The organism is Paenibacillus soyae, assembly GCF_024623455.1.
GTDB lineage: Bacteria > Bacillota > Bacilli > Paenibacillales > Paenibacillaceae > Pristimantibacillus > Pristimantibacillus soyae.
In genome coordinates, this window is the sequence record NZ_JANIPJ010000001.1 from 152599 (window position 1) to 167631 (window position 15033).

The 15033-nt window shown below is 56.6% G+C and carries 14 protein-coding genes; 8 read left to right on the plus strand and 6 right to left on the minus strand.

Going from position 1 to position 15033, the window contains the following annotated elements; genetic code table 11:
* Positions 1-5 precede the first annotated feature (5 nt).
* Positions 6-1274 carry a 2-oxoglutarate dehydrogenase complex dihydrolipoyllysine-residue succinyltransferase gene (odhB, locus tag NQZ67_RS00770; protein ID WP_257441888.1) on the plus strand — a complete coding sequence of 423 codons (1269 nt, stop codon included), beginning with the start codon at positions 6-8 and terminating at the stop codon, positions 1272-1274.
* Between the two features lie 152 nt (positions 1275-1426).
* Complete coding sequence (locus NQZ67_RS00775) at positions 1427-3322, plus strand: PAS domain-containing sensor histidine kinase (RefSeq protein WP_257441889.1); 1896 nt, start codon at positions 1427-1429, stop codon at positions 3320-3322.
* Here NQZ67_RS00775 and NQZ67_RS00780 read toward each other — a convergent pair.
* Positions 3234-4106, minus strand: coding sequence for a helix-turn-helix transcriptional regulator (locus NQZ67_RS00780; protein WP_257441890.1), 873 nt, complete (start codon positions 4104-4106; stop codon positions 3234-3236). The genes NQZ67_RS00775 and NQZ67_RS00780 overlap by 89 nt on opposite strands.
* Positions 4107-4260: 154 nt before the next feature.
* On the opposite strand from NQZ67_RS00780, the gene NQZ67_RS00785 reads away from it, so the two are divergent.
* The 5 genes from NQZ67_RS00785 to NQZ67_RS00805 all read left to right on the plus strand — a co-directional run bounded on the left by NQZ67_RS00785 (position 4261) and on the right by NQZ67_RS00805 (position 8458).
* Positions 4261-5400, plus strand: a complete 1140-nt coding sequence (locus tag NQZ67_RS00785) for a Gfo/Idh/MocA family protein (RefSeq protein WP_257442396.1) — start codon at positions 4261-4263, stop codon at positions 5398-5400.
* On the plus strand, positions 5397-6473 hold the full coding sequence (locus NQZ67_RS00790) for a Gfo/Idh/MocA family protein (protein WP_257441891.1): 1077 nt from the start codon (positions 5397-5399) through the stop codon (positions 6471-6473). The genes NQZ67_RS00785 and NQZ67_RS00790 overlap by 4 nt, the downstream gene beginning before the upstream one ends.
* 111 nt (positions 6474-6584) lie before the next feature.
* Positions 6585-7040, plus strand: coding sequence for a VOC family protein (locus tag NQZ67_RS00795; protein ID WP_257441893.1), 456 nt, complete (start codon positions 6585-6587; stop codon positions 7038-7040).
* 25 nt (positions 7041-7065) lie between these two features.
* Positions 7066-7767, plus strand: coding sequence for an SDR family oxidoreductase (locus NQZ67_RS00800; protein WP_257441894.1), 702 nt, complete (start codon positions 7066-7068; stop codon positions 7765-7767).
* Positions 7768-7795: 28 nt separating this feature from the next.
* Complete coding sequence (locus NQZ67_RS00805; protein WP_257441895.1) at positions 7796-8458, plus strand: ThuA domain-containing protein; 663 nt, start codon at positions 7796-7798, stop codon at positions 8456-8458.
* Between the two features lie 68 nt (positions 8459-8526).
* Here the strand turns inward: NQZ67_RS00805 and NQZ67_RS00810 are convergent, their stop codons facing one another.
* The 5 genes from NQZ67_RS00810 to NQZ67_RS00830 form a co-directional block, all read right to left on the minus strand.
* Entirely contained in the window at positions 8527-8745 is a 219-nt protein-coding gene (locus NQZ67_RS00810) for a hypothetical protein (RefSeq protein WP_257441896.1), read from the minus strand.
* A gap of 57 nt (positions 8746-8802) precedes the next feature.
* Positions 8803-10059 (minus strand): aspartate aminotransferase family protein, encoded by a 1257-nt coding sequence (locus tag NQZ67_RS00815; protein ID WP_257441897.1) that lies wholly within the window; start codon positions 10057-10059, stop codon positions 8803-8805.
* Positions 10060-10211: 152 nt separating this feature from the next.
* The gene (locus NQZ67_RS00820) at positions 10212-11687 is read right to left on the minus strand and encodes an S-layer homology domain-containing protein (protein WP_257441899.1); all 1476 of its coding nucleotides are present in this window, start codon (positions 11685-11687) and stop codon (positions 10212-10214) included.
* Positions 11688-11810: 123 nt separating this feature from the next.
* Entirely contained in the window at positions 11811-12500 is a 690-nt protein-coding gene (locus tag NQZ67_RS00825; RefSeq protein ID WP_257441900.1) for a response regulator transcription factor, read from the minus strand.
* Positions 12497-14008 (minus strand): sensor histidine kinase, encoded by a 1512-nt coding sequence (locus tag NQZ67_RS00830; protein ID WP_257441901.1) that lies wholly within the window; start codon positions 14006-14008, stop codon positions 12497-12499. The genes NQZ67_RS00825 and NQZ67_RS00830 overlap by 4 nt, the downstream gene beginning before the upstream one ends.
* Positions 14009-14193: 185 nt before the next feature.
* On the opposite strand from NQZ67_RS00830, the gene kduI reads away from it, so the two are divergent.
* The gene (kduI, locus tag NQZ67_RS00835) at positions 14194-15024 is read left to right on the plus strand and encodes a 5-dehydro-4-deoxy-D-glucuronate isomerase (protein ID WP_257441903.1); all 831 of its coding nucleotides are present in this window, start codon (positions 14194-14196) and stop codon (positions 15022-15024) included.
* Positions 15025-15033: the final 9 nt, after the last annotated feature.

The window sequence follows — 15033 nt, forward strand, 5'->3', positions numbered from 1 at the left end:
AACAAATGGCAGATATTATTGTACCGGAATTGGGAGAATCCATCTCCGAAGGAACGATTACGAAGTGGTTCGTGAAGGAAGGCGACACCGTCAATCAAGGCGACGTCCTTCTGGAGCTTGAAACGGATAAAGTAAACATCGAAATCAGCGCCGACAGCAGCGGCGTTGTATCCAGCATCGCAAAAAAAGACGGCGAGGTTGTGCTGGTAGGCGAGGCGATCGGTTCGATCGGCGCCTCCTCCGGCGCTCCGGCAGCAGCGCCTGCGCCGGCTGCGGAAGCTCCGAAAGCGGCTGAAACGCCAGCCGCCACGGCTCCTGCGGCGGCGGTACCGGCACCGGCAGCCGTAGCGGTTGCTTCGTCCGCGGCTTCGGTTAACGCCTCTCCGGCAGCGCGCAAGCTCGCTCGCGAGCAAGGCATCGACCTGACGCAAGTGCAAGGCAAAGACAGCATCGGACGCATCTATCCGGATGACGTTCGTTCGCACGGCGTACAAGCTCCTGCTCCGGCAGCGGCTCCCGCGCCTGCTGCTCCAGCTCCATCCGCTCCGGCGGCCAGCGCGAGCACGGGCGGCAAGCCGGTCGAACGCAAGCGCATGTCGCGCCGCCGCGCGACGATCGCGAATCGTCTAGTCGAAGCGCAGCGTACGGCTGCCATGCTGACGACGTTCAACGAGGTCGACATGACGGCGATCCTCGATCTGCGCAAGCGCCGCAAGCAATCGTTCTTCGACAAGAACGAAGTGAATCTCGGCTTTATGTCCTTCTTCACCAAAGCCGTAGTCGGGGCGCTTAAGCAATTCCCGCTGCTGAATGCGGAGATCGACGGAGAAGACATCGTCGTGAAGAAGTTCTACGATATCGGCATCGCGGTTTCCGCGAAGGAAGGGCTCGTCGTTCCTGTCGTTCGCGACGCGGACCGTCTGGGCTTTGCCGAAATCGAGAAGAGCATCGTGGACCTGGCTAAGAAGGCTCGCGCCAACACGCTTTCGCTTAGCGATCTGCAAGGCGGCAGCTTCACGATTACGAACGGCGGGGTATTCGGCTCGCTGCTTTCCACTCCGATCCTGAATACGCCTCAAGTCGGCATCCTGGGCATGCACAAGATCCAAGTCCGCCCGGTTGCCATCGACGAGACGCGCATGGAGAACCGTCCGATGATGTACATCGCGCTTTCCTACGATCACCGTATCGTAGACGGAAGCGAAGCGGTTCGATTCCTCGTCGCGGTGAAAGAAATGCTGGAGGATCCGGAGCAGCTGCTGCTTCAAGGCTAATCATACACGGATATACCCACGCGCGATGCCGCGGTCTAATCTTCGGATTAGACCGCTTTTTTTGTAGTCTTCTGGCAGAAGAGCAGGAAGAGAAACGGACTCCGTGGAAGAGATATATAAAACTTAATAGTCGCACTTTGGGAGGATATGAAATGAATGAGACGGTTCAAGAGCAATTGTTGCGCGAAAGCAGAGAAAGATACGAAAGTCTCGTACATTGCTTGCCGGATGGCGTAGTCGTCTATTCGGACCATCAAATCCTATTTGCCAACGAAGCAGCTCTAAAATTGCTTGGGGCTTCAGACCGCATGGAAGTGGAAGGAAGACCGCTGCTCGATTTCGTCCATGAGGATTATCTAGACATGGTGACCAGTGACAAGATCAGAAAATTTATCGAATACGGCAAAGCCTCCCAGCCTACCTACAGAAAGATCATTCGTCTGGATGGGCAATTGATTACGGCCGAGGTACGTTCCATACCGATCGTGTATGACGGCAAGCGTTCGGTACAGCTCATCATCCGGGACATGTCGCCATGGATTCGCGTCGAGGAGACGTTAACGGAAAAGGATGTTCTCTACAAGTCATTGATGGAAAACGTCGTAGCCGGCGTATTTGTCGAGCAGAATGATGAAATCGTGTACGCCAATCCTTATTTGCTGAGTATGTTCGGCTATCGCCAGGAAGAGCTGAGAGGGATGAAGCTTACCGATTTCGTCTACGAAAAGGATCTTTATGTACAGGAGCATCCGAAACGTTCAACATCCCTGACCGACCGGAAGCAGTTTCTATTCAAGATTAAGGGAAAACGGAAGGATGGCGGGTTGCTGCAATTGGAGGGGAATTTCACTCCCATCGTGTTTAACGGCGGAGAGGCGCTCCTCGGAACGATCCAAGAAGTGACGCAGAAGCGCGAGAAGGAGCAAATTCTTCTGCAGAACGCCAAGCTGTACCAACGCATGCTTCGCTATATTCCGGAGCCGCTATTCATTACATACGAGGGGGAGCTTCTCTACGTCAACCGGTACGCATTGGAATTGATTGGAGCGCCGGATGAAACGCATCTCATCGGACGGAATATTTACGAATACATACATGAGGATGATCGGGATAGAGTGAGGAATGCATTAAACCGGACTTACGCGATGGACGAGCCGGCTTTTTTCCGGGAGGCACGGGTGGTATTGGCCGAAGACCGGATTCTGGAGGTAGAGGGATCGAATATCCGGATTGATCATTATATGGGCAAAAGCGTGGTCCTGAGCATCATCCGGGATTTGACGGAGCGCAAGCGATCGGAGGAACGAATGCTCCGGTCGGAGAAGCTGTCCGTTATCGGCCAGCTGGCTGCAGGCGTTGCTCACGAAATTCGCAATCCTCTGACGGCGCTGAAAGGCTTTACGCAATTGCTGCGCGCGAAGTATAAAGACGACTCCGCTTACTTCGATATTATGGCTGGAGAGCTGGACCGGATCAATCTGATCGTTAACGAGTTCATGACGCTGGCCAAGCCGCATTGGACGCCGTTCCGACATCTGGAGTTCGGAGGAATACTGCAAAGCGTATTATCCGTGCTGGAGACGCAGGCCACGCTGCTGAACGTCGAAATCGAGTGCCGGATCCAGGAGGGGCTGCCAGCCGTCTATTGCAACGAAAACCAGCTCAAGCAGGTATTGCTGAACATCATCAAAAACGCGATCGAAGCGATGCCTGATGGAGGCCGCGTGACGATTCAGGTTAGGGAGGCCGCTTATATCGCAGGTCCGCAATTGCAAATTAGCATCCAGGACGAAGGCCCCGGCATGCCGGAGGAGATTATCCGCAGACTCGGGGAGCCGTTCGTCACGACCAAAGAAAAGGGAACGGGGCTCGGGCTCATGGTCAGTACCCGAATTATCGAGACGCATCAAGGCACGCTGCATATCCGCAGGGGAGAGGTACGTGGGACGATCGTCGAGATTACGCTTCCTTTGCCGAATGACGACCGGGCTGTCCAAGCTGATGACGCTTGCGGTATTGCTCGGGAGTCAGCTCCGTGTGCTCCTTGAACGCGCGGCTGAAGTGCGAGGGATGCTTGAACCCGGACTCGTAGCCGATATCGGTTATGCTTTTGGTTGTTTGAATGAGTTGAAGCTTCGCTTCGTAAATCCGGCGGTGCATCAGAAATTGAAAGATGGTCATGCCGGTAATTTCCTTAAATGTCTTTGCCAAATAATATTTGCTAAGATGAAGCCGGCTTTGCAGGTGCTCCAGCGTAATGTCTTCGCTGTAATGAGCCTCCAGGTCCGAGATAACCGATTGCACATGGCGCTCCTTGGAGGAAGGGAATGCGGGCATCGCCTGGAGAGGCTGCTCGCAGAGCTCCCGGATCTGAAGCATCAGATCGAGGAACAAGGCATGGAATCTCTGCAGCGCTATCGGCGATTGTTTATTATACAGCGCTTCCATTTTGGACAGGGATGATTCGATCTCTTGCTGCTCTTCGCCGCGCAGCTGAAGCCGCACATTGTGCAGCATGCGGAACGGTGCCAGCAGATCGTCGCAGTATGCGGGCTGGATTTGCTGTTGGAAGTAATGCGGATCGAAATGCACGATTGTTCTGTGGTAGGCTACCTCCGGATCGGCATGCGCCTTGTGCAGGGTCATCCCGTGCATGAGGAGCAAATCGCCGGGTTCAAGCACGTAAATGCGGTCATTGATCAAATAGTTGGCCTTGCCGCCGCGGAAATAATAGATCTCGTAATGGGAATGCGTATGGTACGGGAAATAATCGCGGTAGCTGCTTGCCGTCCCTATTGTAAAAGGAGCTTTGAACTGATGGTTCGCATTCATGCGGTTCCCCCCTCGTTTGTACCCTCATTATACACCAACCAGAGTCAAATAAAAGGTGATTTCGGCTAATGCGAAAGAAGCGCGAGGGGCGGCAGACATGCTACGATACAGCTATGAAGTGGGAACCTACATTCTTCACGAGAGGGAGAGATGGATGAATATCGTTCGGCTCGGCATTATCGGACTAGGCAATATGGGAAAAGGACATATCGGATATTTGAAGAAGGGCGAGGTGAAGGGCGTCAAGCTGACGGCGGTCAGCGACAGCGCGCCGGCCGGCCTGGATTGGGCGAAGGAGAACGCGGGGGAAGGCGTTGCCTTGTACTCCGATCCGTATGAGCTGATGGATTCCGGTCTCGTGGACGGCGTATTGATCGCGACGCCTCACTATTCGCATCCGGAGCTTGCGATTGCATGCTTCGAGAGAGGGCTGCACGTGCTGGTCGAGAAGCCGGCCGGCGTCTACACGAAGCAGGTGCGCGAGATGAACGAGGCGGCGGCGCGCACGGATGTTAAGTTCAGCATGATGTACAATCAGCGGACGAACCCGCTCTACCAGAAGCTGAAGGATCTTGTCGACAGCGGGGAGCTGGGCGAGATCAGGAGAACGAACTGGATCATCACGAATTGGTATCGGTCCCAAAGCTACTACGATTCCGGGACTTGGCGCGCGACTTGGGCGGGCGAAGGCGGCGGCGTGCTGCTCAACCAAGACCCGCATCAGCTGGATCTATGGCAATGGACGATCAGCATGATGCCTAAGCGCGTCCGAGCCTTCTGCTACTTCGGCAAACACCGGAACATCGAGGTGGAAGACGATGTCACGGCGTTCGTGGAGTACGAGAACGGAGCGACCGGCGTATTCGTCACGACGACCGGAGAAGCGCCCGGCACGAACCGTCTCGAGATCAGCGGCGACAACGGCAAGGTGGTCATCGAGGACAACAAGCTGACGTTCTGGCGAAACCGCGTGTCCGAGCGCGAATTCAACGCAACGTACAAAGGCGGCTTCGGTCAGCCCGAATGCTGGAAATGCGAAATCCCCGTGCATGGGACGAATCCCGATCACAAAGGCATCACGCAAAACTGGGTCAACGCTATCCTTCACGGCGAGCAGCTGATTGCGCCGGGAGAAGAAGGCATCAAAGGCTTGATGTTATCCAACGCGATGCTCCTATCGACTTGGAATGACGATTGGGTCGAGCTTCCGATCGACGAGGAGCTTTATTACGAGAAGCTTCAGGAGAGAATCGCCAATTCCTCGTACCGCAAGGAAGACGAGGTAACGGCATGAGCAAAGCGGACGGTATGAATTACGCGCCGGAAGGGCAATCTCGCCGCGTCGTGGAACCGGGCGGGTTCGTGATCGCCGCGATGAACCTGGATCACGGTCATATCTACGGCATGTGCAACGGCCTGATCGAGGCGGGAGCCGAGCTGAAGTGGGTGTACGACGCCGATCCGGCGAAGGTTGAAGCCTTCGTCGGCAAATATCCGGGCGTTAGCGCCGCTGCCTCTCCGGAACAGATTCTGGAAGATCCGGAGGTGCAGCTGGTGGCAGCGGCCGCCATCCCGTCCTTGCGCGGACCGCTTGGCGTTCAGGTCATGCGGAGCGGCAAGCATTATTTTACGGATAAGGCGCCGTTCACGACGCTGGAGCAGCTGGAGGAAGCCAGAGCCGCGGCAGCCGAGACCGGCAAGAAGTACGCCGTGTATTACAGCGAGCGGCTGCATGTGGAGAGCGCCGTGCGCGCGGGCGAGCTGATTCAGGCGGGCGCCATCGGACGGGTTGTCCAGGTGCTCGGCCTCGGTCCGCATCGCCTCAACGCGCCGTCGCGTCCTTCCTGGTTTTTCGAGAAGGACAAGTACGGCGGCATTCTATGCGACATCGCTTCCCATCAGGTAGAGCAGTTTCTTTATTTTACGGGGAATAAGGATGCCAAGGTGCTGAGCAGCAAGGTGGCGAACTACGCGAACAAGGATTATCCGGAGCTGGAAGACTTCGGCGATATGACGCTGGTTGGCGAGAACGGCGCGACGGGTTACCTGCGGGTCGACTGGCTGACCCCAAACGGTCTTGGCACCTGGGGCGACGGCCGTATGCTGATTATGGGGACGGAAGGCTATATCGAGCTTCGCAAATACATCGACATCGCCCGGGAACGGGAAGGCGACCAGTTGTATTTGGTTAACGGTGTCGGCGAGCAGCATATGAGGCTGCAAGGCAAGGTCGGTTTCCCGTTCTTCGGACAATTGATACTGGATTGCCTGAACGGCACGGAACACGCGATGACGCAGGAGCATGCGTTCAAAGCCGCGGAGCTGTCGCTTATTGCCCAGCGCGACGCGCTGCGGATAGAAGGATAATAGGAAGGCGGTGCCCCATGGATCCGTTTGCGCGGAACCATGGGGCAGTGCTAGTATAAGGGCGCTGGATCATATTCGATACATTCGATTAGAGGGAGCTGGCTGACGAACATGGACAAAGGACTGCTCGGAACGAAGACGATTACGCAAATCGGGTTATTGGTGCACGATATCGAGAAGGTATCCGCCGCTTACGCGGACTTCTTCGGGATCGACAAACCGGCATGGTTCTGGACGGACACAGCGGATAAAGCGCAGACGCAGTTAAGGGGAGAATCGACGGAGGCGCGCGCGAAGCTGGCATTTTTCGATATGGGTTCCCTGCAGCTGGAGCTTATCGAGCCGGATCATCAGCCCAGCACGTGGAGAGAGCATTTGGACAAGCATGGCGAAGGCGTCCATCATATCGCGCTCGTCATCGAAGGCATGAAGGAGAAGATCGCTCTCATGGAGGGCCAAGGGATGAAGCTGGTGCAGAAGGGCGAATACACGGGCGGAAGATACGCGTACATGGACTCGTTCGAGCCGCTTAAGGTCATGCTCGAGCTGCTCGAGAACGATAAATAAACAGGAATCAACAGGAGGCGTCATGATGGAATTATTGATAACGGGCGCAGGTCGCGGATTAGGTTACGAGCTGACGGCCGAGGCGGTTAAGAGGGGACATCGTGTATGGGCGGGCGTTCGGGATACGTCGAAGGTCCCAGAGAAGCTGGCGGCCTTGCTGAAGCAATTTCCGGAGAAGGTCATTCCGCTTCTTCTCGACGTGACGGATGAACACAGCATCGAGGAAGCGAGCGCGTTCGTCCGGGAGAAGACCGGCGCGCTGGATGCGGTTATCAATAACGCGGCGATCCTGCTCGGGCGGGGGGAGAAGCTGGAAGAGCTCGATATGCGTCAGGTCGAGCAGTCGGTTCGGACGAATTTGTACGGGCCGATGATGGTAATGAAGCATTTCCTGCCGTTATTGCGCAAAGGCAGTCAGCAGGCCGTTCTCAATATCAGCTCGGAATCGGGGAGCATGGCGAGAGCGTACGCGGGCGATTATTCGTATGCGTTGACGAAGGCCGCCCTGAATATGTTCACGGCGCAGCTCCGTTCGGACCTCGCGAAGACAGGCTGCGTCGTGTACGCGGTTCATCCCGGCTGGATCCGGACGGACATGGGCGGGCAGCAGGCGACCGGCGACGCGGCCGAAGCGGCCCGCAGCATCATGGATTTGACGGAGCGGAAGCTTACGCCGCCGGGCGGAGCTTGGTTTATCGATCGTATTGGGAACCCGATGGAGTTGTAGAGGACGTGGACAAAGGAAGGGTGGAACAATGGGCAAACACCTTATATGGGCATATGTGGGAGATTTCTATCATAAAGCGGAATGGGCGAAAGCCGCGCTTGAAGGGGCTTTAGCCGTATCGATCGCGGACGGGAGCGTCGAGCTTCGGTTTGCCGGCGATACGGAGGAGTTCGTGGCCGGATTAAGGGAGAAGCCGGCAGCCGCCGTGTTGTTCGCGGAGAATCGGACGGATCCGGAACGCATGCATGACAAGGTATGGATGACCGGGAAGCATGCGGCGGACATCGTCCGTTACGTAGAAGGCGGTGGCGGATGGCTGGCTTGGCATTCGGGTCTCGCATCCTATCCTGAGGAAGGCGAATATGCGGCGATGCTGAAAGGATACTTCCTGTCCCACCCATCCGAGCATCAGCTTGTCCGTTACACGCCGGCGGGCAGCCCTGGACTGGCCGCGGAAGCTTTCGAGCTGATGGATGAGCATTACTTCGTGGAGTGCCGCGAGGCCGAGACGGATGTATTCCTGCGGTCGGAATCCGTCGACGGCAGCTCGATCGCGGGCTGGCGACACGCGAGCGGAGCCGGCCGGGTATGCTGCCTGACGCCGGCGCATCGCGAGGACGGACTGGCGGACGGGACATTCCGGAGTCTTCTGCAAGCTTCGGTCTGCTGGACGTCGAAGATAATGGACTAATTTGGCAAGTCATGGCCAGAAGGAGAAAACGCCTGCCCGGGAATCGATTATTCCGGGCAGGCGTTTTCTTAAGGGCGAAAAGCCGCAAACGTATATTTCAGCATCTGCGGTCCCGCCATGTTAATCGCGACGCTGAACCATTCGGAATGCGTCATGATTTTGCCGATGAGGTAAAAGGCGGTTCCTCCGATTAGTTCGAAAGCGATAAATTCCTTCCACTTCCACGCAGGTATGATATAAACCGCGAAGGCTTCCCCTCTAGCGGCCATCCGTCGTCGTTTCAACAAGCGCAAGCCCTCCTGCCGCACACGCGTTACAATTCTCCATAACGTATGCGGAGCGGCTTATCCAACATGCTTTAAAATATTGCGGAAAACGCGGCCGAAAATGGCGGCCATTTCATCGATATGCCCTTGCTCGACGATCAGAGCCGGCATGAGGCGAATCGTCGTCGCGTTCGGAGCGTTCACGAGAAGGCCTTCGGCCATGCACGCCGCCGAAAGCTTAGGCGCAAGACCTTCCGGCACGTCGAAGGCAAGCAGCAAGCCTTTGCCGCGGATGTTCGCGACCGGAAGCTCTTCCGCAAGCTCCTCCAGCTTGCTCTTCAAATAGCGGCCTTGAACATCGGCGCTTGCCGTCAGGTCGCGCCCCAGCAGCTCTCGCAGCACCGCAAGACCGGCCGCCATGCCGAGCGGCTGCCCCGTATACGTGCCGCCTTGGTCTCCGGGCTGGAACAGGTCGTATTTCTCCTTGGTCAGCATGGCGGAGAGCGGGAAGCCGGCGCCGATCCCTTTGCCGAGCGTCAGAATATCGGGCTGGATGCCGTAATGCTGGAACGCGAACAGCTTGCCAGTCCGGCCGAGGCCGGTCTGCACTTCGTCGAAGATGAGCAGAATGCCGTACATATCGCATATTTTGCGAAGACCGTACAGATAAGCCTCGCTTAGTTCATGAACGCCGCCTTCTCCTTGAACGAGCTCCACCATAATGGCGCAGGTATTGTTCGTTACCGCGGCGAAGCAAGCGTCGAGATCGTTGATCGGCACGTGCATGAAGCCGTTAACCTTAGGAGCGAACAGCGGCTCCCAGTGCGCTTTGCCGGTTGCGGACATCATGGCAAGCGTGCGGCCGTGGAAGCCGTTCTTCAGCGTAATGATTTCGTAGGCGCCGTCCAGATGAAGCGCGCCGTGCTTGCGCGCCAGCTTCACCGCGCTTTCGTTCGCTTCCGCGCCCGTGCTGGTAAAGAATGCTTTATCCATGCCGCTGACGCTGCAGAGCAGCTCTGCGAATTCCGCCTGCGGTTCGTTGTAGAAGCCGGGGCTCGCATGCACGAGCGTGGCGGCTTGCTTCGCGAGCGCGTCTCGAAGCGCTGCGGGCGAATGGCCGAGGCTGTTCACCGCCCAGCCGCCGATAAAGTCGAGGTAGGCTTGGCCTTCGGTGTCGTAGAGCATCATGCCTTCGCCGCTCGCCATGACGATGTCGGGACGATTGGCGGTGAAGAGGATATGTTTTTTGGCCGCGTTCAGCAGCTCGGCCGTTCTATTGGAAGCGGATTGCTCGATTTCGAGCGCGGTGTCACCGGTAGAAACAGGAAAACTCACAACGGATCCCTCCGATCAATTCGTATAATACTGTATAAATATACAACAATACGAATTTATATTCAATAAACGAATGATGAAATTTCTTAGAAGGATCACGAACAAAAAAATCCCTCCATCCTCATAGTAAGCCGAGGATGGAGGGATTGTGCCTATAAAGAGATCGTTATTTCCGGGGACGTCGCCCAAGCTCCGGCCGGAAGGAGCTTATATGTGACTCCGGTCAGCAGCTTGCCGCCGTTTTGAATTTCGAATACGCCCGTTTCGCCTTTGCGGGTCTGGACTTTGTATTGGGCCGTTAAGCTGGTGCCGTCCGAGCCTTCCAGCTTGACGGAGCGGTAAGCGAATAGCTCGTCGCCCGGGTCGGCGCTTAGCGATACGTTCAACGTGGTTTCGTTCACGGCCTCCGCCGCCGCGATGACGAGCGGATCGACGGCTGCCGCTACGAAGCTGGCGCTTCTCGCCTCGAACCAATCGGCCGAAACCGTATATTTGACGCCGGGCTGAAGGGTCTGGCCTTGCGGCAGGCGGAATTTCGGCTCTTGCTTGCCGTCGGTCGATTGCGTAAAGCCGACATAGGAGACCGTAATCGGCTGGCCTCCCTCAGGCGTCAGGACAGCCTGTCTGGAAGCGAGGGACGAAATGATTTGCATCGGCTTGCCATCCAGCGTGTTGTCTTCGCCCAAGACGACCGCGTTCGCGCCTCTGCCACCCGAGTATGCGGAGATCAAGTAGCCGTAATCGATGACGCCGTCAGCACGGAAGGAGTCCACCTCGAACGTGTCGGCGGTTACTTGGCGGGCTTCGTTTAATTGAAGCTTCTCGCTGCTTGACGCCACGTCGAGCTGCTCCGCGCCTTTGTAGCTCAGCTTATAGTTCTGCTCCGTCATCGTCACGACCGGCACAATATAAGTGGCGATTGCTCCCGTCTTCAGACGCGGTTGATTCACAAGTCTCAAGCCTCCGTCGAAGGCGAAATTCTCGTTAGCGGCCGCCGTCGTTTCATCCTCTATCGTCATCGGAGAGTCGAATGTAACTTCCAGCGTAATGTTATTCAGCGCTTTCACCGAAACGATCTTGGCATCCGCCGAACGGATGGCCGCTTGCGAATGGACGAGCAGCATCGCCGCGTCCCCGCGCGTGACCGTCCTGCCGTCGATCGCGAGCTGATCCATCCAATGCCGGACGGATTTGACGTCGCGCTGCAGCGCTTTGGCGACGAAGGCCGTCATATCCGCGCTGTTGGCCGCGGCATTCGGGGCCAGCTTGTCCGATTCGGCGATGAGTCCGTGCCGCGCGGCCGCGGCGACATAACGATCGTACCATTGCGCGCCTTCTTCGCCGTCCGCTTCCAAGTCTAGAGCGAGCAGCACCATTTTCAGCAATTCCGCGTTCTTCACGGGTTTGTCCGGACGAATCTGTCCGTCTTCATAGCCCTGCAGCACGCCTTGCCCGATGAGGCGATTAACCGCTTCCCCGTACTGCACGCTTCTATTGGTCGCCGCCGATGCCTCGATGTTCGCGACCGGAGCCAGCGATGCCGCTTGCGCCTGGAATGGCAGCAGAGCTCCTCCGCCGATCAACGCGGCGAGCGCCGCCGTCTGCATTCTCCGCTTCGTTCTGTTCATGTTCATCTTCCTCTCACGGTTTGTCGTTGTTCCTGAAACCTATGATAGGCTACGACTCTAAAGGAGGAGATAAGAGAATATAAACATTTTCTAAACAGACTGCAAACAATCCTGAAAGCTCGGTCAGACGGAAAAACGGTAACCGGCGCCCCACACCGTTTCAATGAACTGCGGATTCGACGGATCCGCTTCGATCTTCTCGCGAATCCGGGAGATATGCACGGTTACCGTCGCGATGTCGCCGTTCGAATCCATGCCCCAATTCCGTTCGAACAGCTCTTCCTTGCTGAACACGCGATTAGGATGGGCGGCCAGGAAGAGGAGGACGTCGAATTCCTTGGCGGTCAACGATATCTCTTGGCCGCGGACATAGACGCGCCTCGCCGATTTGGAGATGGACAGCTCTCGGATGTTCAGCAGCTCGGTCTCCGTCTTCCTTCCGCCCATATACCGTTCGTAGCGGGATAAGTGGGCCTTCGCCCTGGCGACGAGCTCGTTCGGGCTGAACGGCTTGGTCACGAAATCGTCCGCTCCGAGTCCGAAGCCCCGGATTTTATCGATTTCTTCTTTCTTGGCGGAGACGATGAGGATCGGCAGATCCAGCTTCTCGCGGATTCGCTTGCATAACTCGAAGCCGTCTACGCCAGGCAGCTGCAAGTCGACGATGACGAGGTCGTATTCGCCGCCAAGCTCCTCTTGAAGTCCTTCGCCTCCGTCAAGGCATATTTTCGCATCGTAGTCGTGCAGCTGGAAGTAGTCGCGCTCCAGCTCCGCGATATAGGGATCGTCTTCGATGATAAGAATTCGTTTCATGGTTCGTTACCTACCTGCCTCTGCCGATGGTCTTCGAATGATTGGAGCGTAAAACAAATCGTCGTGCCTTGGCTAACCGAGCTTTCCGCCCGGATCGCGCCGCCATGCCCTTCGATGATTTGCTTGGCGATGGCGAGCCCGAGGCCGCTGCCGCCGGCCGCCATGCTTCTGGACGGTTCCGCGCGGTAGAAGCGTTCGAATATATGCGGCAGCGCCTCGTCCGGAATGCCGTGACCGTTGTCGCTGATCCGAACGGCGAAGAAGCCGTCCGGCTCTTCGGTTAAGCCGATGTCGATCCGTTTCTCGTCTTGCGTTCTCGGCATGTACTTCAAGCAATTGCCCAGCAGATTGGACACGACCCGTCTTAGCTTCTCCCGGTCTGCCATGGCGTAAGCGGGGGCCGAGGACCGCTCTTCCCAATGCACCTTCACCCCGAGCTGCTCGAGCTCGATCGCCATTTCGCCGACGGCCGCGTGCAGGAAACCATACAGCTCGACTTGCTCGAACGAATAGGGCTCCTTGTTCATATCCAGCTTCGAATAATAAAGCAGCTCGCCTACGAGCTTCTCCAAATCCGACGCTCTCGTATGGATGGCGCCGACGTAGCGGTCGAGCTTCTCTTTCGTATCGGTCAAGCCGTCCCGGATACCCTCTGCATATCCTTTGATCGTCGTAATCGGCGTGCGGAGGTCATGCGAAATATTGGACAGCAGCTGCTTGCGGTTCTCTTCGTAGCGGAGCTGCAGCTGAACCGATTGCTCGAGCTTGCCGCGCATGTCCTCGAAGCTCATGACCAGCTGGCCGACTTCGTCGTTCGATGAGGGTTCCAGCTTGATGGAGAGATCGCCTTCCTTGATCCCTTCGGCCGACCGTCTAAGACGGTCGAGCGGCTTCACGATCGTTCGGGTGACATACCGGTACAGAAGCAGCCCCGTCAGGAGCAGGATGACAAGGAATACCGCGATAAGGATCGGCAGGAGCGTTCGCACGAGCTGGGCGAAAGGACTTCGCTCGCGAAGGACGAATACGCTCCCCTTCTCGTTCTCGCGGCCTGACTCCGAGAAGTAGAAGTCGAACTTGGCGTAAGAGAAAAAACGGCTGCCGAGATTCATCGTATTGCGGATCGAGTAGTTCCCCATTTCGTAAGCCGGCATATCCCCGAAGGCGGCCTCCTCTCGGAGAGTGGGAGTTGCATAGACGATGTTGTCGTTCCGTCTGACGATCAGACCGGACTGAACCATTTTCAGCTGAAGATCGAAATCCTGAAGGAGGTTCTCGTCCAGCAGCCGCTCGGGATCGTGTTTGGCCAAATATTTTAGCTCCAGAAAGATGTTTTCTTCTTCTTCGGACAGAGGGTGGATCGCATAGTGAATGCGGTAGAAGCTGCCGAAGCTGCGAGCATCGCCGGTTACGGCGACTGACAGCAAGTAGGCCGCCGCCAGGAACAGGACGATGGAGACGATGACGACGGATGCAAAGGAGAACAGCAGGCGGAGCCGGATGGACATAAGCTGGAAAGCCCCTTTCATGGGAAGCATTACTTCCGAAATTGTAGTATAGGGCGGGGCGTCTAGCAAGTTTGTTTCGTTTTGTTCTTTTTAAGTTCGAAAATGTGTGGTATAGTGTAATCGAACATAAACAAACGAACTCATACGGAAAGACATTTCTCTCAATAATAAGGAGGCTATTCATTATGGAAGTACGTCACACGACTAACCCAACGGATGTCAAACAATACGATACGGCTCGCCTGCGCCAGGAATTTCTGATTCCTACGCTATTCGAAGAAGGCCAAATCAAGATGGTATACACGCATTATGACCGCATGGTCGTAGGCGGCGCACAGCCGGTCAAGGAAGAGCTGGCGCTGGAAGCGGCCGATACGCTGAGAACGGATTATTTCCTCGAGCGCCGCGAGATCGGCTTCCTGAGCATCGGAGGTCCGGCGATCATTACCGTTGACGGCGAAGCTTACGAGCTGGATAAGCTCGACGTGCTGTACGTTGGCAAAGGCAAACGCGAAGTAAAGCTTGCGAGCAAGGATTCCGCGAACCCGGCGAAGCTGTATTTCTGCTCCGCGCTAGCTCATGCCGAGCTGCCGACCCGCAAGATGACGAGAGAAGAAGCGAATCCGACGCATCTGGGCGCCCAAGAGACGTCGAACGAGCGCGTCCTGTACAAATACATTCACGCCGACGGCATCCAAAGCTGCCAGCTGATGCTTGGCGTAACGAGCCTGCAGGCGGGAAGCGTATGGAACACGATGCCTTCGCACGTTCATGACCGCCGCATGGAAGCTTATCTGTACTTCGACATGGCCGACGAGACGCGCGTCTTCCATATGATGGGCGAGCCTTCGGAGACGAGACATCTGGTCGTCGCGAACGAGCAAGCGATCATCTCGCCGCCATGGTCGATCCACTCCGGCGTGGGCACGAGCAACTACACGTTCTGCTGGTCGATGGCCGGCGAGAACTACACGTTCACGGATATGGATGTTGTGAAGGCCAGCGAACTGAAGTAGAATGGCTCC